General features: G+C 60.2%; 19 protein-coding genes and 7 pseudogenes. 14 read left to right on the top strand and 12 right to left on the bottom strand.

What is annotated here, in order from left to right; all coding sequences use genetic code 11:
- Positions 1-94: 94 nt before the first annotated feature.
- Positions 95-775: a hypothetical protein gene (locus XH90_RS35835; protein WP_128929867.1), complete on the bottom strand. Its 681-nt coding sequence runs from the start codon at positions 773-775 to the stop codon at positions 95-97.
- A gap of 216 nt (positions 776-991) precedes the next feature.
- On the opposite strand from XH90_RS35835, the gene XH90_RS35830 reads away from it, so the two are divergent.
- From XH90_RS35830 to XH90_RS35790, 10 genes and pseudogenes are all read left to right on the top strand, one after another.
- Entirely contained in the window at positions 992-1,666 is a 675-nt protein-coding gene (locus tag XH90_RS35830; protein ID WP_164939080.1) for a transposase, read from the top strand.
- Positions 1,667-1,680: 14 nt separating this feature from the next.
- Entirely contained in the window at positions 1,681-2,442 is a 762-nt protein-coding gene (gene istB / locus XH90_RS35825; RefSeq protein WP_128929869.1) for an IS21-like element helper ATPase IstB, read from the top strand.
- Between the two features lie 375 nt (positions 2,443-2,817).
- Entirely contained in the window at positions 2,818-3,171 is a 354-nt protein-coding gene (tnpB, locus tag XH90_RS35820) for an IS66 family insertion sequence element accessory protein TnpB (RefSeq protein ID WP_128929870.1), read from the top strand.
- A gap of 51 nt (positions 3,172-3,222) precedes the next feature.
- On the top strand, positions 3,223-3,498 hold the full coding sequence (locus tag XH90_RS39300) for a transposase (RefSeq protein ID WP_232995629.1): 276 nt from the start codon (positions 3,223-3,225) through the stop codon (positions 3,496-3,498).
- Positions 3,499-3,534: 36 nt separating this feature from the next.
- A pseudogene (locus XH90_RS39290) lies at positions 3,535-4,729 on the top strand (IS66 family transposase).
- Between the two features lie 41 nt (positions 4,730-4,770).
- Positions 4,771-6,009, top strand: a complete 1,239-nt coding sequence (locus XH90_RS35810) for a tyrosine-type recombinase/integrase (RefSeq protein WP_128929871.1) — start codon at positions 4,771-4,773, stop codon at positions 6,007-6,009.
- Positions 6,006-6,931, top strand: a pseudogene (locus XH90_RS35805) (tyrosine-type recombinase/integrase). Before XH90_RS35810 ends, XH90_RS35805 begins: the two are co-directional and overlap by 4 nt.
- Positions 6,928-7,929 (top strand): tyrosine-type recombinase/integrase, encoded by a 1,002-nt coding sequence (locus XH90_RS35800; RefSeq protein ID WP_128929872.1) that lies wholly within the window; start codon positions 6,928-6,930, stop codon positions 7,927-7,929. Before XH90_RS35805 ends, XH90_RS35800 begins: the two are co-directional and overlap by 4 nt.
- 113 nt (positions 7,930-8,042) lie before the next feature.
- A pseudogene (locus XH90_RS39970) lies at positions 8,043-8,195 on the top strand (transposase domain-containing protein); the annotation flags it as partial.
- Positions 8,196-8,238: 43 nt separating this feature from the next.
- Positions 8,239-8,793: a plasmid pRiA4b ORF-3 family protein gene (locus XH90_RS35790; RefSeq protein WP_232995630.1), complete on the top strand. Its 555-nt coding sequence runs from the start codon at positions 8,239-8,241 to the stop codon at positions 8,791-8,793.
- A 41-nt stretch (positions 8,794-8,834) separates the two neighbouring features.
- Here XH90_RS35790 and ccrA read toward each other — a convergent pair whose 3' ends face one another.
- On the bottom strand, positions 8,835-10,112 hold the full coding sequence (ccrA, locus tag XH90_RS35785; protein WP_232995631.1) for a crotonyl-CoA carboxylase/reductase: 1,278 nt from the start codon (positions 10,110-10,112) through the stop codon (positions 8,835-8,837).
- A gap of 517 nt (positions 10,113-10,629) precedes the next feature.
- A complete protein-coding gene (locus XH90_RS35780) occupies positions 10,630-12,171 on the bottom strand; it encodes an acyl-CoA synthetase (protein WP_128929873.1) in 1,542 nt (513 codons plus the stop codon).
- Positions 12,172-13,888: 1,717 nt separating this feature from the next.
- On the opposite strand from XH90_RS35780, the gene XH90_RS35775 reads away from it, so the two are divergent.
- From XH90_RS35775 to XH90_RS35765, 3 genes and pseudogenes are all read left to right on the top strand, one after another.
- Positions 13,889-15,280 (top strand): MATE family efflux transporter, encoded by a 1,392-nt coding sequence (locus tag XH90_RS35775; RefSeq protein ID WP_128929874.1) that lies wholly within the window; start codon positions 13,889-13,891, stop codon positions 15,278-15,280.
- Between the two features lie 656 nt (positions 15,281-15,936).
- Entirely contained in the window at positions 15,937-16,095 is a 159-nt protein-coding gene (locus XH90_RS35770) for a hypothetical protein (RefSeq protein ID WP_164934297.1), read from the top strand.
- Positions 16,096-17,043: 948 nt separating this feature from the next.
- Positions 17,044-17,724 (top strand): annotated as a pseudogene (locus tag XH90_RS35765) (transposase); the annotation flags it as partial.
- 338 nt (positions 17,725-18,062) lie between these two features.
- On the opposite strand, the gene XH90_RS35760 reads toward XH90_RS35765, so the two are convergent.
- On the bottom strand, positions 18,063-19,091 hold the full coding sequence (locus XH90_RS35760; protein WP_128929876.1) for an IS110 family transposase: 1,029 nt from the start codon (positions 19,089-19,091) through the stop codon (positions 18,063-18,065).
- 128 nt (positions 19,092-19,219) lie between these two features.
- Positions 19,220-19,897: a hypothetical protein gene (locus XH90_RS35755; protein ID WP_128955123.1), complete on the bottom strand. Its 678-nt coding sequence runs from the start codon at positions 19,895-19,897 to the stop codon at positions 19,220-19,222.
- A gap of 84 nt (positions 19,898-19,981) precedes the next feature.
- Between XH90_RS35755 and XH90_RS39285 the strand changes: the two are divergent.
- Positions 19,982-20,092 (top strand): annotated as a pseudogene (locus XH90_RS39285) (IS110 family transposase); the annotation flags it as partial.
- 132 nt (positions 20,093-20,224) lie between these two features.
- Here the strand turns inward: XH90_RS39285 and XH90_RS35750 are convergent.
- The 7 genes and pseudogenes from XH90_RS35750 to tnpB (XH90_RS39965) form a co-directional block, all read right to left on the bottom strand.
- Positions 20,225-20,327, bottom strand: a pseudogene (locus XH90_RS35750) (transposase); the annotation flags it as partial.
- A 128-nt stretch (positions 20,328-20,455) separates the two neighbouring features.
- Positions 20,456-21,266, bottom strand: a pseudogene (istB, locus tag XH90_RS35745) (IS21-like element helper ATPase IstB).
- A complete protein-coding gene (gene istA / locus XH90_RS35740; RefSeq protein WP_128955187.1) occupies positions 21,263-22,735 on the bottom strand; it encodes an IS21 family transposase in 1,473 nt (490 codons plus the stop codon). Before istA ends, istB (XH90_RS35745) begins: the two are co-directional and overlap by 4 nt.
- 281 nt (positions 22,736-23,016) lie before the next feature.
- Entirely contained in the window at positions 23,017-24,042 is a 1,026-nt protein-coding gene (locus XH90_RS35735) for an IS110 family transposase (RefSeq protein ID WP_164934317.1), read from the bottom strand.
- Positions 24,043-24,319: 277 nt separating this feature from the next.
- The gene (locus XH90_RS39280) at positions 24,320-24,553 is read right to left on the bottom strand and encodes an IS66 family transposase zinc-finger binding domain-containing protein (protein ID WP_232995632.1); all 234 of its coding nucleotides are present in this window, start codon (positions 24,551-24,553) and stop codon (positions 24,320-24,322) included.
- Positions 24,550-24,951 (bottom strand): transposase, encoded by a 402-nt coding sequence (locus XH90_RS35730; protein WP_232995633.1) that lies wholly within the window; start codon positions 24,949-24,951, stop codon positions 24,550-24,552. Before XH90_RS35730 ends, XH90_RS39280 begins: the two co-directional genes overlap by 4 nt.
- A gap of 69 nt (positions 24,952-25,020) precedes the next feature.
- Positions 25,021-25,287 carry an IS66 family insertion sequence element accessory protein TnpB gene (gene tnpB, locus XH90_RS39965; protein ID WP_367401008.1) on the bottom strand — a complete coding sequence of 89 codons (267 nt, stop codon included), beginning with the start codon at positions 25,285-25,287 and terminating at the stop codon, positions 25,021-25,023.
- Positions 25,288-26,111: the final 824 nt, after the last annotated feature.

Raw genomic sequence — 26,111 nt, 5'->3', positions numbered from 1 at the left:
TCTAGAGAGCGGCAATCGGTGGGGCGTTAGCTCAAGACCTTCGTCGCCGGTATTGTTCCGGCCCGCAGCCCGCAAATGCAACGACGTTAGACGATCAGTTCAGGTCCGGCGTTACGTCTAACAATTGCTTAAGTTCATAGCCTGTCATCCAGAACAGCCAATCGTTAGCGACGATATTCTCTTGCACCAGGTGAATGTCTGCTCCGCCTGGTTCATTGTGAACCGGATCATAGACGTTCTTATCCAACGACCACCGCCCAGCTAGGCCACAGAGAAAGTCGGGAGCCCACATCGCAAGACTGACGCCACGCATAGTCCCCGTCATGATCTTGAGCAGGCCCGAGCCCCTGAAGTCGGGGCGGATCCAGATATCCCCGTGGTACACCACTTTACCTGTAATGCTGCGCGCCATCTGAGCAGTACAAACGCAGCGATCTTCAGGATGTGCATCTATCGTCGGATTCGCATAGAAGAACTTCAGCGTTTCGAGGTGTGCTGCAAGGGTGGTTTGCGACAGGTCATAGAAGCGCGCGGCCTCGACGAGCGCCACTTTGTTTTCCTTATCAAAACCCACAAGCCAATACCCTTCGCCCGTTCGAATCGGTGAGCGGTCTGGCCGAAAGATGGGATAAGTATTGGGTTTGTCTGCTAGCGAGGCTGTGATCGCGATGTACTCGTTGAAATCACACCCAATGGAAAGCCTGATGCCCATTTTCGCGGCCGCGTCATCGTAAACCTGGAGAAAGCGCAGCAAGGGATTCAAGGTGTATGTCATATTTGTTAGTCCTCTGTGTGAGGCTGGTTGTATCCTTTTATCGATCCTCACTGCTCGGCCGCAAGAGATTCCTGCCTATCTACTCTTGTAGGGTGAGTGATCTAGGCCGACCGCTCGTAGCTAGGAAACGTTCTCTTCCTGGATTGCCTAAGGAAAACCATGCTGTGAAAGCGACGGCCGTGCGGACGGCATGTCCTATCGTTAGGAGCAATAGGATTGAGGCGACGCCGATCCTATGCCAGGATCATGCGTAAACTCGGCGTGAGCCGCAACGAGCTGTTCGCACAGATCGACAAGCCGGCGCTCAACGCCCTGCCGCCGATGCCATATCAGTATGCCGAGTGGAAGAAGTGCCGAGTCGCGCCCGACTATCACGTCGAGATCGCCGGTCACTACTACTCGGTGCCCTCGCGTCTGATCCGCGAAGAGCTCGAGGCGCGCGTCACCGACAGGACGGTCGAGATCCTGCACAAGGGCAGCCGGGTTGCCAGCCACGCCCGCTCTGACGTACCCCAATGCCACACCACGATCCCGGAGCACATGCCGAGCGCGCACCGGCGTTATGCCGAATGGACCCCGGCGCGGATCAAGCGAGAAGCCGCCAAGATCGGCCCTGCCACGATCGCTCTCGTCGAAGCAATCATGAAAGCCAAACCACACCCCGAGCAGGGCTTCCGGGCTTGTCTCGGCATTTTGCGGCTCGCGCGCAGCTACGGCTCGGCCCGCATCGAGGCCGCCTGCCAGCGTGGCAACGACATCGGCGCGACCACCTACGGCTCGATCAAGTCGATCCTGCAGCACGGGCTCGATCGCGCCTACGCCAACGAGAGACCGCCAGACGGCCCACCGATCCGACACGGCAATATCCGCGGCACCGATTACTACCAGTGAAGAAAGGAGAGACGATGTTGACACATCCCACCCACGACCGCCTCGTCGCGCTCGGGCTTACCGGCATGGCGAAGGCCCTCGACGAACAGCAGCGACAACCCGACATTGCCGCGCTGGCCTTCGAGGAGCGCCTCGCACTGCTCGTCGACCGTGAAGCGACCGAGCGCGAGAACAAGCGGCTGGTTGCTCGGTTGCGGTTCGCAAGTCTCCGGCAGAACGCCGTCGTCGAGGATATCGACATGAAGGCGCCGCGCGGGCTCGACAAGCCGCTGTTCCAAAAGCTCGTCGCTGGCGAGTGGATCGACCGGCATCAGAACCTGCTCATCATCGACCCGACCGGCGTCGGCAAGAGCTGGATTGCTTGCGCCTTGGGCCACAAGGCCTGCCGGGACAACCGCTCCGTGCTTTATCAACGGCTGCCGCGGCTGTTCGAGGCGCTCACTCTCGCGCGGGGCGACGGCCGCCACGCTCGCCTGCTCAGGACCCTGGCGCGCGTCGAGCTTCTGGTCCTCGACGACTGGGGACTTGCCCCGATGACTGCCGAGCAGCAACGCGACCTGTTGGAGATGATGGAGGATCGCCATGGCCGCGGCTCGACCTTGGTGACAAGCCAGCTCCCGGTCGAGCATTGGCACGAGCTCATCGGCAACCCAACCATTGCCGACGCTATCCTCGATCGCCTCGTACACAACGCCCACAGGCTCAATCTCAAGGGCGAGAGCCTGCGCAAAGCCGCCGCCAAGCGTCAGACGCTTGACGACGAGCCCGCCAACTGACCTGATGACGACGTCGTCGCGAGACCCCGCCTCGGCAGGCGGCCGGGATCATCGGAATCCACGGCCGGCTTCAATCGGTACAGGCGGCCGGCTTCGCCCGGAATCCGCGGCCGACTTCGTCGGAATACGCACCCAGCAGGTGCACGACTGGCGACGCCGGGCACGTTTGGGCCAGTTGGTGCTGCCGACTTCGGAGACGCTGTCGTTCGTGCCGGTGGTATCGGAATCGGCGCTACCGGCGGCCGCAGAGCCGACCAGGTCGCCGGAAGCAGCCATTGTGACGGTTGAGCTCCAGGGAGCACGCGTGGAGGTGCGGGGGGCGCCTGGCCTTGCTGTGTTGAGCGACGTGTTCTTAGCGCTTCGACGGACACGTTCATGCTGACGCCGCCCGCGAGCCTCATGCTTTACGTGGCGACGCAACCTGTAGACTTCAGAAAAGGTGCGGAGGGCTTGGCGCTGTTGGCGAAGGAGACGCTGGGCCATGACCCGATGAAGGGTGTGCCGGTGGTGTTCCGTGCGATGCGCTCTAACCGGGTGAAGATCGTCGTCTGGGATGGCAGCGGCCTTGTGATGTACTGGAAGCGGCTCGATGGCAGCGGCTTCAAATGGCCTCACATTGTGGCCGGCGTGATGCGGATGAATGCCGCCCAGCTGTCGGTGCTTCTGGCTGGCATGGATTGGACGCGCATGCATGCGCCTCGCGACGCACCGCCGAAAGCACTTGCGTAAAGATACAAATCTTCGCTGCATCGGGGCGCGAAGCATGGCAGACTCGGGGCAATGAGTGATTTGCCTGATGAACTGCCGAGCGATCCGGCCGAGTTGCGGGTCTTTGCCGCGGCTCTGCTGGATCGCTGCGCCAGGCTCGAGCGGTTGCTCAAGCTTGCAAAAGATGCGCAGTTCGGTCGGTCCTCGGAAAAGCTGGACGCTGATCAGCTGCAGTTTGTTCTGGAGGATATCGATCAGGCCGTCGCCGCCCTCGAAGCAGCCGAAGATCGCCCCAATCCCAGAGTTTGCGAGAAGAGAGCTGCCGCGCGCAGAGCCAACAGGGTTTAACTTCCGTGGCATTTGCCGCGCATCGTCGAAATCCTGATGCCAGCGGAGACCAGTTGCCCGTGTTGTAACGGCGACCTCTTCGAGATCAGTCACGATGAGAGTCAGAGGCTCGATGTCGTTCCGGCGCAGTATCGCGTCATCGTAACCCGCCGGCCCAAGCTGGCCTGCCGCGCCTGTCACGGCGTCGTCCTCCAGCAGGCTGCGCCCGAGCGACTGATCAGGGGAGGATTGCCCACCGAGCGGCTGGTCGCGCATGTGATCGACGCCAAGTATCATTGGCATTTGCCGCTTTACCGCCAGGCGCAGATGTTGGCGACCCACGGAATAGCGCTGGATCGTTCCACGCTCGCCTTCTGGGTCGGCTATGCGGCCCAGGAATTGAAGGCATCGTCTGCGCCAGCTTCTGCTCGCCTCCTCGAAGCTCTGTGTCGATGAGACTCCCGCACCGGTGTTAGATCCGGGGCGCGGCAGGACGAAAACTGGCTACTTCTGGGCGCTGTCACGCGATGACAGGCCCTGGGCCGGACCTGACCCACCTGGGTGGTTTACGCTTATGCACCGGGCCGTGGAGCCGTCCGGCTTGAGGCTGCTCGAAGGCTATCGCGGCATCATCCACTGCGACGGAGCTTACAAGACGATGATCCGAGAGAGGCGTGCGGACGCCCTGTCCGGGACGCTCGCCTTCTGGTCGCATCTGCGGCGCCAGTTTGTGAAGATCGAGCGCGAGGCTTCGCCGGCGCCAGCTCCGGTTGCCCGCCAGGCTCTTGAACGCATCGCCCAGCTTTACGCAGTCGAGAAGGCCCTCCGCGGCCGATCGGATGCGGAGGGCTGTGCCGGCAGGCAGGCGCATGCTCGGCCTCTCGCTACAGCCTTGAAGCAGTGGGTTGAGGCCAAGCTTGATCACCTTGCACCGAAGAGCGACACGGCGAAGGCCTTGCGTTACGCGCTCCGTCATTGGAGCGGCCTGACACTCTACCTTGATGACGGGCGCATCGAGATGGACACGAATGCTGTCGAGCGTGCGATGCGGCCGATCAAGCTCAACGCCAAGAACTCTCTTTTTGCCGGGTGCGACGAGGGCGCCGAGGATTGGGCAGTCCTGGCTTCGTTCATTGAGACAGCCCTATGCCGCGCGCGGCATAGGGCTGTTTATGCCGCCCGCCGAACTATGCCGAGTCGGGTCGTTTTCCCCAGATTTCTGGCTGACCGGCGTTTGGTCGGTTCGGCATAGTTCGTTCTGTGCCTCCGCTTTCAACAGCGGAGAACAGGAAGATGGAAGTTGAAAAGTACTTGGGCAGAAGCCGGCTGTACCGGCGTCTCAGAAGCGGGCCGCACGGACAACTCGTCGAGCGCTACGCCGCTCGTCTCATCGAAGAGAGGCTCGTTCGGCACGGCACGTGGCGTTGCCTCAACGTGGTTGGCGGGCTCCTGAGTTGGATGGCGGGCCGTCGCTACAAGCTGGTCGATCTCGATGAGCAGGTCGTTGAGCGGTACCTCCGGCATCGAGGCGGAAGGCAGTCTATCCAACCCGGTGACCGGGCCGCGCTCAAGCGATGGCTGTCGGTGCTGCGCGAGGAAGGCGTGATCGCGCCGTCGGTGCTGCCGCCTCTCACCCCGCACGAACGGATCTTCAAGGAGTTCGATGCCTACCTGCGATCAGAGCGCGGCTTGGCCCCGAGGTCCATCGTCCGCCATCTCCCGGTCATCCGCAGGTTCCTGCACGAGGTGTGCTCCGGCGGCGCCGCCCTGGGCAAGATCAGCCAAGAGGACGTGATCCGCTACATTGAGCGCCACGCCCAGGATTGGAGCCCGGGAACAGGCAAGGCGATGTGCTGGTCGTTGCGCGCCTTTCTCCGTTACCTCCACCATCGGGGGCTGAACGCGCGCCCGTTGGCGGATTGCGTTCCATCGATGCGGCGATGGAAGCTCGCAACTCTGCCGACCTATCTGCCTGCGGCACAGGTGCGGAAGGCTCTCGACGGTTGCGACCGAGAGACAGTGATGGGACGGCGGGACTACGCCATTCTGTTGTTGCTAGCCAAGCTCGGCCTGCGGGCCGACGAGGTCGCGACGCTCACCCTTGATGATATCGACTGGCGCGCCAGCGAGATACTCGTTCGCGCCAAGGGCCGACAGCGTGCACGGATGCCGATACCGCCAGACGTTGGCGCGGCCATCGTTGCATATCTCCGCAATGGCCGCCCAAAGTCGTCGTGCCGACGATTGTTCGTCCGTACGCTCGCGCCACACGTCGGCTTTGCTTCCGGATGTGCGATCACCATGATCGCCAAGGCCGCTCTCGATCGCGTTGGAATCGAAGGTTGCGCACATCGCGGCGCCCATATCTTCCGACACAGTCTCGCTACCGAGCTTCTCCGATCTGGCGCCACCTTGTCGGAGATCGGACAGTTGCTGCGGCACGAGAACCACGACACTACCCGGATTTACTCGAAGGTCGACATCGATGCGCTGAGAACATTGAGCCTGCCCTGGCCGGGAGGCGTGCAATGACCAATCTGCGCGCCGCACTCGATAAGTACCTGAGCATGCGCAAGGGTTTGGATACAAGTACGAGCACCAGACCCGTCGGCTCGCCGACTTCGTCGCCTTCATGGAGAAGCGCAAGGCGAGGATCATCACGACGAAGCTGGCCATGGAATGGGCAACGCTGCCGCCCGATCGTCATGCATCCTGGGCGCTGCGATTGAGCGACGTGCGCGGGTTCGCGCGCCATGTCGCCAACTTCGACCCGAGAACGGAGGTGCCGCCCGTCGGCATGCTGCCCGGATGGAAGCGCGCCAAGCCCTATGTTTACAGCGACGCGGAGATCGATGCGTTGCTGACGGCAGCGCTGGCTCTGCCACCAGCGGACGGGCTGCGCCGATGGACCTACCATGCCTTGTTCGGGCTGATCGCGGTGACGGGCATGCGTATATCCGAGGCGATGGGCCTGGAGCGTGATGACGTCGACCTCGACGCCGGCGTGCTGACGGTCCGGCTGACCAAGTTCGGCAAGTCGCGGCTCGTGCCATTGCATCCGACGACGAGAACCGCGCTGCGCGACTACGCCCACCGGCGCGATGCGCTGCTCGGGTCACGCTGCGGCTCGACCTTCTTCGTTGCCGAACAGGGAGGCCGCTTGCTGCACCAGTACGTTCATCGCGTCTTCTGGCGATTGTCCAGAGAGATCGGGCTGCGGCGCCCAGGTGATCGTACCGGGCCACGCGTGCATGACTTCCGTCATCGCTTCGCCATCCGGACGCTGCTCAACTGGTATCGCGAAGGCAAGAACGTCGAGCAACAACTCCCAGTGCTCTCCACTTACCTCGGCCACGTCTGCGTGCGCGACACTTACTGGTATCTCTCGGCCTGCCCCGAGTTGATGGAGGAAGCCGCGCGGCGTCTCGATCGGCGATGGGAGGTGACGCCATGAAGCCCGCTTGCAATGTCGCCACGTTGATCGAGCGCTTCTTCACCGAGCGCCTCATGCGCCAGCGCAATGTTAGCGGCAACACGATCGCCTCCTACAGAGACACGTTCCGGCTGCTGTTCATGTTCGCTCGGGTGCAGCTGCGCAAGTCCCCATCGGCCCTGACGCTCGCCGATCTGGATGCAACGTTCATCGGCGCGTTCCTCACCGATCTCGAGGTAACGCGCGGCGCCAGTGCGAAGACGCGTAACCTGCGTCTGACGGCCATCCGATCCTTCTTCAGGTTCGTGTCCTTCGAGGAACCGGCACACAGTGCGCTGATCCAGCGCGTGCTCGCCATACCGAGCAAGCGTCACGACAAGCGAAAGGTGCACTTCCTGACGCGCCCCGAGATCGAGGCGGTTCTCGCAGCGCCCGATCGAACGACGTGGCTTGGCCGCCGCGATCACACCTTGCTGTTAGTCGCGGCCCAGACAGGCTTACGCCTCTCAGAGCTGACTGGCCTTGACCGGGATGCCGTCCACCTCGGGTCTGGCGCACACGTGCGATGCGTCGGTAAAGGGCGGAAGGAGCGGACCACTCCGCTGACCACACTCGCTCGGTGTGCGCTCCAGGCATGGCTCAAGGAACCGTTGCGGAAAGGAGCAACAGCGTTGTTCCCGAACGTGCACGGGGGCCGGCTCAGTGCCGACAGCGTCCAGTCCCTGCTGGGAAAGCATGTTCGTGTCGCTCACAAGAGTTGCCCGTCTTTGAAGGCCAAGAGCGTGTCGCCGCACGTGCTGAGGCACAGCGCTGCGATGGAACTGCTGCAAGCCGGCGTCGACTGTTCTGTGATCGCGCTGTGGCTCGGTCATGAATCGGTCGAGACGACGCAGACGTACCTGCACGCCCACCTCGCCCTCAAGGAAGCTGCCCTGGCGAAGCTCAAGCCGTACGAGCGCGGCAAGCTAACCCGCTTCCAGCCGAACGACCGCCTGCTCGCCTTTCTGGAGGCGCTCTGAACGACCAGACTATGCCGAATGGAATGGGGCTGCCCTGCACGCGATCGGCGGTGCCAGCGTGACAACGGCGTGCCATACCAACTCCGTTCGGCATAGTTCGGCGGGCGGCATAAACCTGTAAGCTCAATGGCGTCAGTGCCGAGCACTGGCTCGCTGATGTTCTCGCCAATCTCGTCAATGGTTGGCCTGCGGCGCGACTGGACGAACTGCTCCCTTGGGCATCGATCTACACGATGCTTCCATACGATCCGAGGCTGGCGGCATGAGCCTGAACACGACCGCGGTCCGGATCAAGGTGACCTCAAGGACGTGAAACCGGAGGTGATGCGTCGCCTCGTCGTACCCGTCACCCTGCGCTTGGATCGGCTGCATCTGTCGCTTCAGGCGGCATTTGGCTGGACGAACAGCCACCTCTTCGAGTTCTTCGCTGGTGAGGTCCGTTGGGGGATTCCAGATCCTCACAACGATTACGCCCACCAGCCCATGGATGCCAGCAAAGCGCGGCCTTGCGATGTCGTTCGCGAGACTGGCGCCAAGACGATCCATTATCTCTATGACTTCGGCGACAGCTGGGACCATGTGATCAAGCTCGAAAAATGGTTCGAGAACACCACGACGGAGGGACTTCCCTTCTTGCTCGAAGCCGCCGGTCGTTGTCCTCCGGAAGACGTCGGCGGTGCGCCGGGTTATGCCGAATACCTTGAAGCCATCAGAGACCCTGCCCATCCGGACCACGAACATATGCGCCTCTGGGGTCCGGCGCGGTTCGATCCCAACATCGTCGACCGGAAGGCGCTCGAAGCCGCCGTCAACGCGCTGTCCGACACATGGAAACCGCGGCGACGCGCGACGCGAACAAAATAGGCGTCAAGGGCCAGTCAAAAGCCGCAGAACTGCGCTTACGGTTAAGGCAACGCAGCCGCGGATAAAATGTCCTCCAAATTTCGTAGTCCGATTCGCGGCGCATTGATCAGAACAGCCATGTTTCCGGGCCTGTGCTGATTCTTCCACATCTTCGTATGCGCTCGCGCAACTTCCTCCCACGGCAGGACCTCGCTCATACTCGGGTCGATTCGGCGATCGAGCACAAAACGGTTCGCAGCATTTGCCTGTTTGAGATTCGCGAAATGAGAACCTTGAATTCGCTTCTGGCGCATCCAGATATAACGGGCATCGAAGGTAAGATTGAAACCTGTTGTGCTGCCGCAAACGACTACCATGCCACCGCGCTTTACGACGATCGTCGAGACGGGGAATGTTTGCTCACCTGGATGCTCGAACACAATATCGATATCGCGCTTTCCAGTAACATCCCAAATTGCCCTTCCAAACCGCCGCACCTCCTTGAGCCAAGGCCCGTATTGAGGTGAATTTACTGCCGGCATAGGGCCCCAGCAATTGAATTCAGTGCGGACTATAACACCCTTTGCACCAAGCGATCTTACATAATCGGCCTTAGTCCGATCGGAAACGACTCCGATTGCATTGGCGCCGCATGCTGTTGCAAGCTGCACTGCAGATACCCCGAGCCCGCCCGTAGCACCCCAAATCAGCACGTAGTCGCCAGCCTTTAGAATGTGCGGCGGGTGTCCGAACAACATCCGGTAAGCCGTTGCAAGCGTTAGCGTGTAGCAACAGGCCTGCTCCCAGCTGAGGTGAGCTGGCTTCGGCATCAATTGCCGTGGCTGCACGCGGCAGAACTGGGCGTAAGAACCATCAGGCGTCTCGTATCCCCAGATCCTCTGGGAAGGTGAGAGGAGCGGTTCGCCACCATTGCAATCCTCATCATCCCCGTCGTCCTGATTGCAGTGGATGACCACCTCGTCCCCAACCCTCCACCGGCGCACCCTTGCTCCTACCGCCCAAACCACTCCAGCCGCATCCGATCCGGCCACATGATAGGAGCATAGGTGCACATCAAAGGGGGACATCGGCGCCCCTAACGCCGCCCACACTCCGTTATAGTTGATGCCTGCAGCAGCGACCATGACCAATACTTCATCCTCGCCGATCGGCCAAGTCGGCACCACTTCTACCAGCATCGAACTCTCTGGCGGCCCGTGGCGCTCGCGCCGTATGGTCCACGCGTACATACGTTCGGGAACGTGTCCGAGGGGCGGCACTTCGCCGACCTTGTACAAATCCTTCTGGCGGGAGGCCTGTCGTGATGTATTGGGGTCCAACTTCAACTCCTCTGCGCTGTGATGTGGTGCGCGGGCAGAGTGCTCTCCGCCTTAGTACAGTCGTCGGCCTGCGCAGCCTCTCCAAGCAAGCAGCAATTAACGTGCCGCCACAGTGAGAGGAGTAGACGGAGGCAAACGCTTAACGTGGACACGATGCAAACGGGACAGCTTCACCTTGCACCAGGATCGTCGACCGCGCCTGTCGAGGCTGCACGAAACGCTTCCATTGGAGACTTCGACTTCTAAGTCTATCTGCCACCATCCTAGCACTACGACGTCGGTAAGTCGGAGTGGACACCTCATCGAACGGTAGACCCATCCAGCCGCTTCGTCGCGGCCACAGTCAGCGTAGAGAGGACCAATCAACCCTTCTGTCATCGCGCATCCCGAACTGACGACCTTGCGACAGAGGAGATCCATGACGGCAACCAATTGTAGCTAGCGACCCTCAAGCCGAGGGCCCACGGGCAGAACAGTGCCTTTTCAGATGCGGGGTTTTGTTCCGTCTCGAGTCCTCTCAAATCCTGCGTCCTGACTTCTCCCAATAAGGATCTTTCAGCAGCCTCTTGAATAACTTGCCAGACTCTTCACGCGGAAGGCTGGTCCGGATCTCGATTATTTTCGGAATCTTGTAGTCCGCCAACACCGTCTTCAACTTCTCGCGGATGTCATGGACTCTAAGCACCTCCCGTCGGCGCGGTTCGATCACCGCCATCAGTGCCTCGCCAAAGTCCGCGTCCGGAACGCCAAACACAGCACAGTCTTGAACGCCCGGTATCATATGGAGAGCCGCTTCGATCTCCGCGGGATAAATGTTGACACCGCCTGAGATTACAACCTCCCGTTTTCGGTCACAAAGAAATACATATCCATCAGCGTCGATATAACCGAGGTCACCGGAAGCAGTGAAACCGTCGTCATCGGCCTCGGCAGAGCTCCCAGGTCGATTGTGGTACTTGAACCGTGGGTACCATACGTTGCGTGAACAGATTTCTCCTATTTGTCCGGCCGACAATTCTCTTCCGTCTGCACCAATCACACGCAGCTGAACGTGCTCTAGCGGCTTGCCGACCGTTCCCGGCTTTGCAAGTGATTCTCGCGAACTCGCAAATGTTACCGCACCGGCCTCCGTCGAGCCGTAGAACTCGCATATAATGGGGCCCCACCAATTTATCATGGCATTCTTCACGATCGGGGGGCAGGGCGCAGCCCCGTGGACTACGTGTCGCAAGGACGCGAGATCATAGCTTCGTCGAATACTGTCGGGCAGCTGCAGAAGGCGAATAAACATAGTCGGCACCATCAAGATGGTGTCGATCCTCTCCGCCTCTATCAGCCGCAACAACTCTTCAGGCTCGAACCGCGGCATCAGCACAAGCGCACCACCGCGGCGGCTGAACCACATTCCAAATAAATTCGGCGCTGAATGATAAAGCGGGCCTGGGAGTAGCGCGCGAGTGCCAGATCCATAGACTATGGCTCGCATTTCCTCCAATCCGATCGCCTGCTCGCTGGTTGGTGGGCTACGACGCACGCCTTTAGGACAACCAGTCGTTCCTGAGGTGTAGATCATCGTCATCGGCTGCCGCGCGGGCGCTCCTGCAAAGAGCGGCTGATCCGCTATCCACTCTTCAAAATCCCGCGCGAAGTGCGGCACTTTGAGGCGCGTCCCTTCAATCTTGTACGCCTCTGCTACTTCGGGCGGCGTCGGAACGCTTAGAATTGGCAATCTGCTAGCGAGATCGGCATCCAACAAATGCAAGAGGTCCGCGTGGCCTATTAGCAAACGTGCTCCACAGTCGGCCAGAATGTACCCGATCTCCTGTCGCTTGAAATGCCAGTTTACAGGTACTGCAAGGGCTTCGGCTCTCATGATCCCATCGGTAACTTCGACGAATGCGATATCATTCCGCATTAAGATGCATACACTGTCCCCTTTCCCAATGCCGAAGCGCTTGAGCCCCCCAGCAACGCGAATTGCGCGATCTGAAACCTCAGAATGACGGCGGCGCCTCTTACCTGAGATAATACCCCGAAATCGTTTAGACGGCTGATACATCGCTCTTCCTTTAGTGGAGAAGGGCGACGTCGACGATCCGGCCGTTGGCTGGACATGCCCGAGACACGTGCCCTGCCTTGCCTCAGAGCAAAGCGCGTGCCGATTTCATACAAATTGGGACAGTGTAGAAACGCAAGAGACACCTCAGCTGCTCTGACAACTACTATGCTTTTTCTGACACTCGTGTTTGTCCGCCGCACGCGGGTACCTTTTCATCCGGCTTCACCACTCTGGAGCCCGCGTCGACATTATGGCAAGGCGCGTCGGCCCCCTTTTCCTGCAACACAAGCTCGCAATCGGAGAACTAAACTCAATCCCATTCGATGTGTTGGAATCGGCTTACTGACCGGCGACGACTTATCTGATGTCGGTCCACAGACTTGGTTGTCCCAATATCGCGATCATGATGATGATGGAGATCGACCTGAAGTCGCTGACGAGGGTCGAAATACAGTGCAGGCTAGCTGCGAACCCGGGTCGTGTTGGCTTTCTTGCAGAGGGCAGAACCAGAAGGAGACGACCACATGGACCTGAAGTCCGAAATGGGAGAAGTGGCGGCGCCCGATTCCCGCATCGAAGCCGGTGATCGCGCGAGGGAAACTGCCCCAAGACGACCAACCATCGGAGTTTTCGCGGCACGGTAAAGGCCAGCGGCGGCCGGTATCGACATGCACCGCATTCGCCGGCCTTCCGGCTCCCCGCGCCTCGGATCAGAGAGATTCAGGCTCGACCGATCCGTACGTCTTGATCGACATTCGCGATGCCGTCGGATTTTAGGGCTCCCCAAGGATCGTTTCGTGTGCGGACACACAGTAGTAGCCTCAAGTCATGCTTTGGGCCGCAGCGCGCCGATGTTGCCGATGCGTCCTGGCCACCCAGCCGCAAGGAGCCATGACTACAAGCTGCATGGCGCCAAATCGCTATTCACGTTTAACATTGCGAGGCAAACGCCGAACTGGCACTGCGAATAACCCGAAAGAAACACCTAGATACTACTCAGTAACTGGTTTCAAGTTATTATTACAGCCGCCTCAGGCTTTGAACCGCAGGAGGTCATGGCCCGAAGCTGACTTGAGGCTTTAATCGTTAGGTTGTTTGGACCACAAAGAGTTGACCGTGACACTCTGCGCGGCTGGTTGGATTGACCGCAAGTGCCAGCCCTGAGTGACCCAGCAGCCCCGCTCTTCCCAACGGGGACTGTCGCAGATGCGACAGCTGTCCGCCTCATGGCGCCTTCCCTTCGGCAAATTCACTCAGACTTTCATTGTGGCACAGGTTTTGAAAGGACTTGCTCATCTGCCGGGACGGTAGAAAACGCCCCAATGACAGAGCACTACCTTACGGCACTTCGGCGCATCCTACACTGCGCACTTAACCTCAAGACTAGCTGGACAGCGTTAGCGATACTTTCTTGGAGAGAGAGACGCACCAGCGCGCGGCGCTCACTATGGCGGCTTCCGTACGTTCATCATGTCTTCTTCCAAACCAACATGCACCTTAGCACGTTGATCGCGTTTTCGTTGTCAACGGACACAGGCTCGCTTGGGCCTACCAATGACGGCACTAGCATCGAACCGGGGCACCGTATCCTGAGGGCTGCGACGCACCTGGTTCTACCTTCTTTACAGAATCAACACCTTTTGCACTCGACGCCCAACATCGCGGGACCGTGGGCTCGAGGCGGGCAGGCGTCTTCACCGAGCACGAAATACACCAAATGAAGCAGCTTTCTGCCTTGCGTCGCAATCCAAGGACACGAACGGTTTTGAGTAGATTCGCTGTCGAGCTCCGTGCGACCGCGGTGTTGGCTTGGCCAATGGCACTGGCGCAGCTTGCTCAGGTCGCAATGATGGCGACGGATCTTGCCTTTGTTGGTCGTCTTGGGCCCCGGGAGCTCGCGGCCGCAGCATTGGCCACCACCCTGTATGTCATAAGCTTCACGTTCGGCGCCGGGTTACTGACGCCGATCGCACCTTTGACGGCACAATCTCTTGCCGGCAAGGGTGCGGCCGATGTGCCGCGTGCACTGCGCATGGGGCTTTGGCTGGCCCTGCTTTTCTCGTTGCCTATTATGGCTGTTTGTACGGCAGGCGAACAAGTTCTGCTCGCCCTCGGTCAGGAACATTGCGCAGCACGGCTATCTCAGCAGTACCTGCTTGGACTCGCGTGGGGCGTGACGCCAGCGCTGTGGTTTCAGGCCATTCGACATTTCATGGGCGCAGTGGGACGGCCGCAACCGATCTTCCGAATTACCCTGGCCGCTATCCCGGTCAACGCGGCCATTGTTTATCTTCTGGGCTTCGGAAAGCTCGGGCTGCCACCACTAGATCTTCTTGGCGTCGGCATTGCGACCGCCCTCGTAAATTGGGGCATGTTCGTAGCAGCTCTATGGCCCGCAATAGCTTGCCGCCCGTTCCGCGACTACCAGGTGCTTGCGCACCTGTGGCACTTCGACTGGCCGCTCCTACGAGCGATCATTTTGATCGGAGCGCCGATCTCGGTAGCAGTCATCATGCAATACGGCGTGTTCGCCGCCGCCGCACTCCTTGTAGGTAGGATCAGCCCGAGCGCGCTTGCCGCTCATCAGATTACGATGCAGATCGCCACAATCGCCTACACGGTGCCCTTCGGCATCAGCATGGCGGCCGCAGTGCGGGTCAGTCATGCGGTCGGGCACAATGACGCCTCCGGTATCAAGCGCGCAGGCCTGGCTGCGATCCTGCTCGGTGTTTTGGCCTCTGCGCTTGTGACGGTTGGGGTCATTGCGACGCGTTTTCGGATCGCCGCGTTTTTCTTAAACAAGTCACTGAACGACACGGACACGGCAATCGGACTGACGTCATCCCTCCTTATGGTTGCCTCAAGCTTTTTCGTAGCTGATGCAGCGCAGGTCATTGCGGGTGGCGGGCTCCGTGGGCTGAAAGACACGGCAAAACCGCTTCTGTTCGCAATCTTTGCGTACTGGCTAATCGGCTTCCCGGTCAGTTTCGCCTTGAGCTGGGTCTTTGGTGCAATTGGAGTCTGGATCGGGTTATCCGCCGGCGCAATTACCTATGCAGGTTTCCTCGTCACCCGTTTTCTGTTGCTGGCAAGTCGCTTTACTGTATAGGCCGCTCCTATGCCTCTTAAACCCAAGGAGAAGATTCCGTGCTCGCGCGTGCCTCCGGGGTGAACTTCATGTTCGGCCTTTAAGCAATGAAACGCTGACTGCAGCAGCATTTTTAGCGTTTCGACGGGAGATACTCTCATTACGAAGGCCGCCTTACGAATCGGAGGAGGCCGCCGGCCACGAAAACAGTCATACAAAAACGGGGTTGCACACCGTCCTCACCATGAGCTTACCATCGGGGCTCCCAGTGACTGAATACATCCGTCACAATCTGAGCCCCGATGGTAAGCTCACGGTGCGGGCGTCGAAACTAGCGGCCGGGATGACGCAGCCGGAACACCAGGACGAATTCCTGTGCGAAGTCCCGGAGGGTGCGAAGTTCGTATGGGATCAGTAAATCGAGGGTGTGAGTGACGCTCGATGTAGATGTGATCTGTACTGCGGCCATATTCCATAGCTCGTGTGGCAGCGAGCGAACGGGGCCTTCGTTCAGAACCGTCGCTCATATAAGAGCGCGTATTCCGCTTTTAAATGACAACGGGCAAATATCCCGGCCTCCTCGGTTGTTGATTTACTCAGCGCAGCGGCAGGGCGCTATTTTCGCGCCGTTGGCGCACGCGCAACAATAGTCCCCTTCCTACAAGGAAAGAGCGATCATGGCTAAAGTCCCTCCATTCCATTCGATCAAACCCTATTCAACGAATGTCTATCATGACAACGACAAGTGCACTGAAGGCAACAACATCGAATGGCAGTATCGCCTTCTGGCGCAGCCGGTCGGCCCCGTTGCGAGCCACTGCATCCGGCTTGCCTGACTTCAACGGTGGTCGTGGTGTACGGCGCAAGCAGTCCCACGCTTCGTGATTATCCAATGCGGCACCGAACAACCTTGTTGGGGAGCACGTCCGCTTCCATCACCATCGGAAGCAATATTCGCGCTTTGGCGGCCTTCTTTCCGGCGATAGTTAGCGCAAAACGCCGACAAGTCGCATCCGATATGGATTCTAGCCTGCCCGAGCCGCCCCTGTCTTCAAAGGCTCGGGTCCTGTCGCAAACGCAACACTATAGCGACCGTATCGCACCACGCTCCTCGGCGGCAGGTATTCTAATAAGTTGGGCAGTTCCGAGGTCTGTTTGGGCGAGCTACGAGATCGGTTTGCCCTTAGCAAGTCGGCACATGCAAGACAACTGTGGGTCCACGCTGCTTCAGGCCAGCCTTTGGCAAGGATTTCGCAGGAGATCCCAGCAGATATTGCCGGATTCGCCAAGAGAGCCGATGCCCATCAATGATGAATTGGCTGCCATGCGTAGTCATCGTAACCGCATTCACCGCTACAGCCAGCTCCTGGAACGCGAGCTGCCAGAGCACGATCGCAGCTATTTGGAAGGACGCTTGTCTGAAGAATGCCGCGCGCTTAGACGCCTGACAGACGCCGTTTTTCCCATCGCGCTTGGACTCCCGCGCAGAATTACTCTTTCCGTACGGTCAGCCGAGTAGAGTAGGCGGCTAGCACGTGGCTAAAATCCAGGTCACGCTGCCCGACTGTGCCATACCGTAAACCCAACGGCTCGCCACTCGTAAGCTAGTCCCCCGTGAAGTAACGCGAACAGCCTGAAGTTACGGGCTAGTTCGAGGAATGCCGGCGATTGATTTTGCCGGCAATCGCGATGGCGAGGCCGATTTCCTTGCAAGATCGAATGAGGTATTCCGTCGAATTCAATCGTGATCCTCTGCTCGTCGGAGTGCATGAGCGGAGGTTTTGATGCGGCCACGGGAGCGGCGCGAGACCGGCGAGCAGGATCTGTTTCGCTCCCTGCTCGATCAGATCATCGATAGAAAGCATTCGCTGGCGACGCTGGCGCGCACGGTGGATTGGGGCTTCCTGGAGCAGGCGTTCGGAATGGTCTACACGGACGGTCCTAGCCAGTCGCCGCTGCCGACGCGCTTGATCGCAGGGCTCGGGATCCTTAAGCACACCTATGACCTGTCCGACGAGGTCCTGTGCGAGCGCTGGGTGGAGAACCCCTATTACCAGTTCTTCTGCGGCGAGGAGTTCTTCCAGCACCGGCTACTGGTGTTCGATCACTCGTCGTTGAGGCGCTAGCGCAACCGTATGGGCGAGGAGCGGCTTCAGGCCCTGCTAAGAGAGCCTGTCGGTTGCCGTCAGGACCAAGGCGATCGAACCGTCGGAGTTCTCCCGGGTGATGGTCGACACGACGGTGCAGCCCAAGAATGTGATGTTTCGGACTGATGCCAAGCTTCTGAACCGAGCGCGCGAGAAGCTGGTGCGGCTGGCGCAGCTCACCCGGGTGCGTTTACTCCAGTCCTATGCGAGGGTGGGCAAGTTCGCCCAGATAAAACATTAGCGCTACGCCCATGCCAAGCGGTTCAAGCGTGCCAGGCGGGCGCTGAGACGATGCGTACCTATTTCGGCCGGGTAATGTGTCATTGTCAAGCTCACATTTTTGAACTCTCCAACGGCAAGGTGGTAGCGCTCGTGCCGTCGCAGCTGGTCAGGGTTGCGGAGACGGCACGGGCGCGGGTGATACATGGTTTGCCGGCCAGGCTTGGGATCGCTCGGACCGGTTGACGTCGTCGCTGGGGTCATGGTCCTTTCCGAGGTCGCGCAGCGCCTCATGATGATGTCCGGGTCGGGTGCCTCAACGTCTGCAGCGGAGTACGGTCAAGCCGCCACCAGCCGAATGAACGAGGTCGCCACAACACCGTCCCAGCTGGACATCGCCAGTCCGGCGGACCGGACCAGGAACTTCACAAATCGGATCAGGCTTCCTTCGCCTGGCCCCAGTCGAACGATGTGCCGTCTACCCAGATACAGTGAAGAACTAGGGCGATCTTCCGCGCGATAGCAACCTTTGCCTTTCTCATGCCAATCCGCTTGGCAAGCTTCATTCCCCAAGCCTTGAGAGAAGACCATTTCTTCGTCCGATAAAGCAGAACTGTCGCCGCTTCGAACAGGTAAGTTCGGAGAAGACGGTCGCCCCATCGGGATATCTTGCCATTGATATCCGTTTCGCCAGACTGACTGCGCCGCGGTGTAAGACCCAGATAGGCGCCGACGCTCGATGCTGATCGGAATCGCGATGGGTCATCGATCGTATGCCGGAACGTCAAGGCAGTCACCACACCAACACCAGGAACCGTCATTAAGCGACGCGTCGTCTCATCCGACCTCGCAAGCTGTCGGACTTCATCGTCGAACTTGCTTTGCTGCTTGCAGATCTGCTCATGGATCGACAGAAGCGGCGCGATCACACCGAGGAGCTGATGACCGTCAGCCAACAGGTCACGGACCAGATTGCGGAACTGCAGGCCTATCGCGCGTGGAAACAGCAGCCCGGATTCTTTGATCAGGCTGCGGACCTGGTTTTCGATATCTCGACGAATGGCCACGAGCCGGGATCTCGCGACGAGTATCGCGCGAATCTTCTGACTTTCCTCGCTCTTGACTTTGACTTCTCGATACCAGCCAACTCGCACCAGTTCGGCCAGACCTCGAGCATCATTCTGATCGCTCTTGTTCATGCGTACCGACAAGGCCGCGTGGGCATGCCGAGCGTCGATGCAAACCACCGGAAGATCGACCCTGCGAAGTTCATGCCACAGCCAACTCGCCATCGCGCCGGTCTCAAAGCCGATGCGCTCCGCCTGTGGCGCCCGCTTGCGAAGCAGTGCCGTGAGCGCCCCCGGGTCGGACTTGGCCTTCCCCTCGAACAAGACCTCGCCCTCTTCATTGACCACGCACATCGAAGTTTCTTTTTGCGATACATCGAGTCCGACATATTGCTTCATGACAGGTTCTCCGAATCGGTTGATTGCGAGAGCTCGATTCTAATGGAGCTTTTCGTGCCCACGAGCGCTGACCGCAATTACGTCATCGTTTGCAATATTGACCCCCCGTATTGCCTCACCTGAGGATGTTACTTTCGCTTGACGGATGTAGACCCCACTGTCAGCCGGTCCGAGGTTGCGTCATTGCTCGCAGGATCGGAGGGACTGGGGGACGTCGCGGAATGCCCATCACACGCAGCGGCGGCCCCAGTCCCGGGATCACCGGCCAGTGCCGCACCCTCAGCCGTGCGCGGGATGATCGTCTCGGCTGCTTTGCGTCTGAGCGATCGCAACAATCGCTGCACGATGGTGTGCTGCGGCGGACCGAATTGTTCGGGGCGTTGTTCAGCGAGGCGACCGAGAATTGCCAGCGCGGTTAGACGGGGCTCGGCCGCCAGCCAGCGCTCGATGTCGGCGAGGTGCGGATCGAGCATTGATGGCATTCTCATGCGCTTTTTGTATGGCTTGTGCAGACGCCGATGGATGATGCGCTGCTCCCCCAAATGCACATCATTGCCGAGCCTCTTCGCGAACGCTGCTGCGTTCGTTGTCGGTACCGGTGGGCTGGCTGCTGCCACGAGCTTGCCCGCTCGGGCGTCGACGCGCGTGCCGAGCTCCGCCTGGGCGTCTCTCATCTCGGCCAGCAGGGCCACAGGATCGAGCGTGCGATAAAGCTCTCGAAGACGCCGTTTGACGACCTTGCTCAACCTCGGATGCGCCAGTGCGCGTTCATAGGGCGTGGCTGGAACATGATAGCGCTTGATCACTTTGGCGCCCTCGCGTCGCTTGTCCTTCAGCTTGGGGAATGTCCGAAGTTTTGTGTAAGCGATCGACGACGGCAATCAGGATAGAAGGCAAAGGTAGCCGTTGCCCGGAAGATCGCCGTAATCCTGCACTGTATCTGGGTCGACGGCACATCGTTCGACTGGGCCAGGCGAAGGAGGCCTAACCCTATTTTTTAAGTTCCTGGTCCGGCCTGCCGGACTGGCGATGTCCGCTGGGACGGTGGTCGTGGCGACGGCTCCAGCATCTGCTGGTGGGCTTCGATCGGAATGCTGCTGTATGTTGGAGGGCTCTCGAAAAGATCCCCCTGACGACGCAGTTGCCCAGTGTCGCCCGATCAAGCCGCAGGCCCTGGCGCGCATAGATCTCGGACTGGCGGTAGAACGGCGTATGGTCGCCAAACTTGGAGACGATGTAGCGCGGCAATCTGGGTAGGAGGTGCGCGGCGATCAGGATGGCGAGGCAGTGTCGCGGCCTGATGATGATTGCCGCGATGATTGTCGCGCGCAAGAGTTTTGTTGAACTCTGATTGTCGCGCAGCGTCAATCAGCGACGGTTTTAGGTGTCGCGTGCGATGGCGGCCGTCCTGGACCGCGTTTTCGTTCGAGGGCGGTCCGTCTGCGATAGCTCTCGACGTTCATCTCGACGATGGTTGCGTGGTGAACGAGGCGATCGATAGGCGAGGGTCATGGCGGGATCCGGGAAGACCCTGTTCCATTCGCCGAATGGCTGATTGGCGGTGATCAGCATCGAGCGGCGCTCGTAGCGTGCACTGATGAGCTCGAACAGCACGCTGGTCTCGGCCTGATCCTTGGTGACGTAAGCGAGATCATCAAGGATCAGGAGATCGAAGCGATCGAGACGATTGATGGCCGCCTCGAGGGTGAGCTCGCGTCGCGCCAGCTGGAGCTTCTGCACGAGATCGGTGGTGCGGGTGAAGAGGACGCGCCATCCGTTCTCGATGAGGGCCAGGCCAATCGCTGCCGCCAAGTGGCTCTTTCCGCCGCCGGGCGGGCCGAACAACAGCAAATTGGCGCCCTTGCCCAGCCAGCTGTCACCGGCGGCGAGCGCCATCACTTGCGCCTTCGAGATCATCGGCACGGCTTCGAAGTCGAAGCTATCGAAGGTCTTTCCGGCGGGCAAACGTGCTTCGACAAGGTGTCGTTCGATCCGACGGCGTCCGCGTTCGGCGATCTCGTGCTCGGCGATGGTCGCGAGGAAGCGGCCGGCCGGCCAGCCTTCCTTGTCGGACTGTTCGGCAAATTGCGCCCACAGCACCTTGATGGCAGGCAGACGGAGCTCATTGAGCAACAGATTGAGGCGCGCGGCATCAACCGTGTTCGTTACGCTCATGCGGCACCTCCGGTCTCGGCGGTACCGATGAGGCATTTGTAGGTCGCAAGCGGCACGAGCTGCACCACGACGTTCGGCAGGTTGGCGGGATCGGGGGCGAAGTGAGCACCTAGCCGGTTGAGGTCGGGCAGTCGGCCGGCCTCGAGGTCGGCGGTGAGCTGACCGGCGAGTTCGGTCTCGCAGCCGCGTTCATGAGCGAGCGCGAGGAGATCGACCATGATCCGGCAGGCTTTTTTGTCCGGCAAGCGTTCGCGCAACCGATCGAAGGTCTTCCGATAGGCATCGCGCGGGAACAGCCGATCTCGGTAGACCAGATTGAGAAGCGCCATCGGCTTGCGCCGCAGGGAATGGATCACGTGCCGATAATCGACGACCTGGTCGTACTTGCCATTGGGATGCGGCCGCCCACGCGGCAGGGTGACGAGATGGGTGCCGCCGACGAACACGTCGAGACGATCATCGTAAAGGCGCACCCGCAGCCGGTGACCGATCAGGCGCGATGGCACCGTGTAGAACACCTTGCGCAGGGTGAAGCCGCCGGACGATGTCACGCGGACGATCACCTCTTCGTAGTCGGAGGTGCGGCGATCGGGCAGCTCCTGCAACACCATGCGCTCGCTATCGATCCGCTTGGCGTTGCGGGCATTGCGGCGGCTGACGATCTCGTCGATGAAGCCGCGATAGGTGGCAAGATCGTCGAAGTCGACAGTTCCGCGCAGCAGCAAGGCGTCCGCGATTGCTCGCTTGAGATGACCGTGGGGCCCTTCGATCGAGCCATTCTCGTGGGCGACGCCTCGATTGTTGCGGGAAGGCCTCATGCCGTAGTGGGCACAAAGGGCCTCGTATCGCTGCGTCAGATCGTCCCGTGCATCACGATCGAGATTGCAGAATGCGGCCGACAGACTGTCGGTCCGATGCTCCCGCGGCGCCCCACCGAGCGACCAGAGGGCATTCTGCAGGCCTTCGGCCAAGGCAACGAAGCTCTCACCGCCAAGCACGACGTGGGCGTGCTCGAACCCGCAATAGGCCAAACGGAAGTGACAGAGACGATGATCGAGCGGGACCCCCGCGATCGTCACACCCAACTCGCCCATGTCTGTGAAGTCGGAGAGCCCTAGTTGGCCAGGCTCGTGGGTTTGGCGGAAGATCACCTGCTGCTCCTCGCCGTGGATCGCCCGCCAGGCACGGATACGGCGTTCCAGGGTACGACGGATACCGCTGCCGAGATCCGGATGACGTCGGAGCATCTCCTTGAACACCGCCACCGGGCGTAAGCCAGGGGCCGCCTTCAGGATCGGGACGATCTCGGTCTCGAACACCTCGCTCAACGGGTCCGGTCGTCGCCGGCCGCGGGGCGCCTTCCTTTGCGATGGAAGTCGGGGGTCTCTCTCGATCCGATAGGCGGTCGACGTACTGAATGACGCCTTGGCCGCCGCCACTGGCGGGCTATCGGTCTGACGGTACTTCATGTAGAGCCTTCTGTGGTTGCCGCCCGCAATGCAAGAAGTTTCTGACCCTTTGGCGTGTGATCGAGTGCGGTCTTCTGTCAGGCCTTCCTTTACGGCATTTTCAGAAGCCGCTGGCCGGTATGGTGATCCGCGGACCAGGTCCAATTCTCATCTCCGAGCACGTCGGCTCTTTGGCTCTAGCTGGTTTCCTGATCCAGATCTGTTCGATCGTTGCGCCCATTCGGGTCGTCGCCTTCTCACACCCCCTTCGCCAACGTCAGGCTATTTCGTGCTGCATGCAGTCATGCCGTCACTGCCTGCGCTGGGTTCCGATAATCCTCCTTCCGGGTGAGCATGGCCCAAATCGTCCGAGCCATCTTGTTCGCCAAGGCGATCGCCACAAGCATGCGCGGCTTCCTCGCCAGCATCTGCGCCAGCCAGGATCCGCTAGGGATCGACTTGCGCCCGAGCCAGTTCAGCCGCGACATCGCCCCAACGATGAGCAACTGGCGAATGTCCGCCTGTCCTTCCTTCGAAACGCGTCCGAGCCTTTCCTTTCCCCCTGAGGAATGTTGCCGTGGGACCAAGCCGAGCCAAGCCGCGAAGTCTCGGCCACGTCGAAAGGCCGCCATGTCGGGCGCGAAAGCCTCGATCGCGAGTGCGGTCAGCGGGCCGACCCCCGGCATTGTCTGCAGCCGCTGCGCCGTGACCGTCCGCGTCGCCAACTTCTTGAGCTGCTCTGCCTTGGCATCGATCCGCTCCGTCTTGTAGGCGATCTGATCAATGAGACTCCGACATTCCTCGCGGACCAGTTCTGGTAGATCGCTGTTCGGATCTTCGAGGATTGCGTCAATGCGTTTAAGTTGTTCGATTCCTTGCGGGATGATATGGCCGAATTCGTAGAGAACAGAACGCAGCGCATTCACCAGATCGGTGCGCTGATGAACAAGGCGCTTCCGAGCCCGAAAGAGCACTGCCCTGGCCTGCTGTTCTTCCGATTTCGGCTCGACGAAGCGCATCTCGGGGCGCTGTGCCGCGATCACGATTGCTTCGGCATCAGCCGCGTCGTTCTTTTGGCGTTTCACAAAAGGCTTCACATATTGCGGAGCGATCAGTTTCACTTCATGGCCGAGCTTGACCATCTCCCGTGCCCAATAGTGGGCGCTGCCACAGGCTTCCATCACCACCACTGCCGATGGGTGGCCCGCCATGAACTTCCGAAACTGAAGCCGCGACAGTTTCTTTCGAAATTTCAAGTGTCCCGCCATTGACGCCCCGTGGAGCTGAAACACATTCTTGGCTAGATCCACTCCGATCACCGTATCCATCAATTTGCCGTCCTCTTCGCTTCGGGGTTCAAACACTGCGTTCTTGGCACATTACGATGCCGTCTGGGGAGGGCGGCAACCATCCCATCTCATCTGGTGATCTGTGATGTGTCGGCCGGGCACGCGAGTGATTCCTCTTGGCGGAAGAACCACTTGCATAATCCCGACCGGCCGCGATCACCAGTCGGCGCGGTCCTCCTAGGGATCGCGCCGACGCTGGGCTCGTAACTCCGGTCGGGCTACGCCCTCCCTACGTCACGAGCCCAGCGAAACTCTCTCACCTTGATTGACGCTGCCTTCCATCCTGATCGCCGCGCGACAAGACGATCACGTGCGCAATGGCCGCTTCGGTCGGCGGCCCGCTGAGTACGACGTGCTCCGGCGCATGCGCCTGCACGACAGTGCCGGAGTAGCGGCGGCAGATGTATTTCGGGCGGCGTGTGACCAGCACGCGCCATTGCGCCGGGATCACGTCAAGGCGCTTGCTGACGTCCTCGCCGATCTTCGTCATGGTCCGCAACCGCACGGGCAGAGCGTGCTCGCAGGCTCGATGATCCGTTCCACGCGCGGCAAATGGGCAGGCAAGCAGCCGCGATTGCGATGAGAACCTTGATCCGGTACGCTCCGCGATCGGCCCTTGATCACAGCCTCGGCTCTCTCCTGCGCCGCGTCCAGGATGCCTTGCGCGATCTCCACGTCTTCCAACGGTAAATGATACTGATCTGGCCGCAGCTTCTCGGATTTCGCGCCGAACCTGTCGCGCCGCAATTCGCCGAGGATGACCTCCAGCCGACGCTGCGCTTCCTCCGACGCCGCCAGCGCCCCCTGATGCTCGCTCAAGGCCGCCCGCGTTTGCGCCAAAAGGGCTTTCAGTTGTTCATTTTCGTCGCGCAGCGCCGCGATGCTCATGCGCTATTTCGAGCACATCGCCGCCGCGCGTGCCACGCTCAAAATAGCTGCCGAGTCATTCTGCCGCAGTTATCCCGCCGCCTGGGGGCGCCGTGCTTCTTCCGGGCGGACCAACCTCCAATCCAGCCCCTCGAACAGTGCCGCGAACATCGCCGGTGATATCCGCATCACGCCGTCTGCGATCGTTGGCCAAACGAACTTGCAACCTTCAAGACGCTTGTGCACCAACACCAGGCCCGTTCGATCCCAGACAAAAGTCTTGATCCGGTCCGCTCGTTTCGATCGGAACGCGAAGGCGCCTCCGCTGAATGGATCAAGACGAAGTATCTCCTGCACTTCGCCGTAAGCCCATCGTGGCGACAGTGGAAGTCGATCGGCCGGTTGCAATGTAACTCTTATCAGCAGCGGCCGCGATCATCGTGACGCTCGCACCTTGCGGATCACCCCGGACAGCTGCTCGCCATCTGTCGCCGTATCCGTCTGCAACACGACATCGTCGATTGCGGCGTCTCAAGCTTGATCGCGGAACTTGACACTCCTCCGACGCATCTCCCACGATCAGCGGCGCGAATGTCGGATGCGACTCGGATAAGTCGCCGAGAGTCTGTTATCCCGTGTCGCGGTGGCCGAGGGGCGCGCAAGCACGGAGCGACGCGCTAGCAGATCTACGATTGGCGACGGCAGTTTCGGGAGCGAGGCGTGTTGCCGCCGTGCGAGGCGGCTCTCAGCCTCCGAACGCACGCGGCGCCCCGAAGGTCCTCCAAGAACCTCCAGCCGGCTCACCGACCTCGCCGATGAGACGTCCAAATGGACATCCTTTTTGCCGTCTAATCCCATCTAAACCTCGATCCAAGCCGGACGCTTCTTCGCACAGCTATCCGCTCTCGCTAAGCGCTTACGCGCTCTCGTTCCGCATTCAACAAAAGCCTATAACGGCGTATACATCCGGGCCGCAGCCGGCACGCACTGTCAGCTATCATTTGCTACACGAGCCAACACGCAACATCGAGCGCCGCAGGCGCCTTCGTTCGCCTCGAATTCCGACGCCTGCGCGCCATGCTCGCACTATCTCTTCACAACCTGACACTACGTCAGGTTCGGCTCTGCTATCGTCGAGCTCTGTTGCACTTCAGGTACAGCAATTCGCGTAAGCGCTGATA

The organism is Bradyrhizobium sp. CCBAU 53338, from assembly GCF_015291665.1.
Classification (GTDB): Bacteria; Pseudomonadota; Alphaproteobacteria; order Rhizobiales; family Xanthobacteraceae; genus Bradyrhizobium.
The sequence above is the reverse complement of the archived record's forward strand: the minus strand, read 5'-3'. Positions and strand labels throughout refer to the sequence as shown.

Bases quoted from the DNA above. Each gene is read 5' to 3' on its own strand.
- XH90_RS35770 (WP_164934297.1), top strand. From the start codon at position 15,937: ATGGCTAAAGTCCCTCCATTCCATTCGATCAAACCCTATTCAACGAAT.
- XH90_RS35760 (WP_128929876.1), bottom strand. From the start codon at position 19,091: ATGAAGCAATATGTCGGACTCGATGTATCGCAAAAAGAAACTTCGATG.
- XH90_RS35810 (WP_128929871.1), top strand. From the start codon at position 4,771: ATGGAAGTTGAAAAGTACTTGGGCAGAAGCCGGCTGTACCGGCGTCTC.
- istA (WP_128955187.1), bottom strand. From the start codon at position 22,735: ATGAAGTACCGTCAGACCGATAGCCCGCCAGTGGCGGCGGCCAAGGCG.
- XH90_RS39300 (WP_232995629.1), top strand. From the start codon at position 3,223: ATGAGTGATTTGCCTGATGAACTGCCGAGCGATCCGGCCGAGTTGCGG.
- XH90_RS35800 (WP_128929872.1), top strand. From the start codon at position 6,928: ATGAAGCCCGCTTGCAATGTCGCCACGTTGATCGAGCGCTTCTTCACC.
- XH90_RS35730 (WP_232995633.1), bottom strand. From the start codon at position 24,951: ATGAGCATCGCGGCGCTGCGCGACGAAAATGAACAACTGAAAGCCCTT.
- XH90_RS35780 (WP_128929873.1), bottom strand. From the start codon at position 12,171: ATGTATCAGCCGTCTAAACGATTTCGGGGTATTATCTCAGGTAAGAGG.
- XH90_RS35835 (WP_128929867.1), bottom strand. From the start codon at position 775: ATGACATACACCTTGAATCCCTTGCTGCGCTTTCTCCAGGTTTACGAT.
- XH90_RS39280 (WP_232995632.1), bottom strand. From the start codon at position 24,553: ATGACGAAGATCGGCGAGGACGTCAGCAAGCGCCTTGACGTGATCCCG.
- tnpB (WP_128929870.1), top strand. From the start codon at position 2,818: ATGCTGACGCCGCCCGCGAGCCTCATGCTTTACGTGGCGACGCAACCT.
- XH90_RS35735 (WP_164934317.1), bottom strand. From the start codon at position 24,042: ATGGATACGGTGATCGGAGTGGATCTAGCCAAGAATGTGTTTCAGCTC.
- XH90_RS35775 (WP_128929874.1), top strand. From the start codon at position 13,889: ATGAAGCAGCTTTCTGCCTTGCGTCGCAATCCAAGGACACGAACGGTT.
- istB (WP_128929869.1), top strand. From the start codon at position 1,681: ATGTTGACACATCCCACCCACGACCGCCTCGTCGCGCTCGGGCTTACC.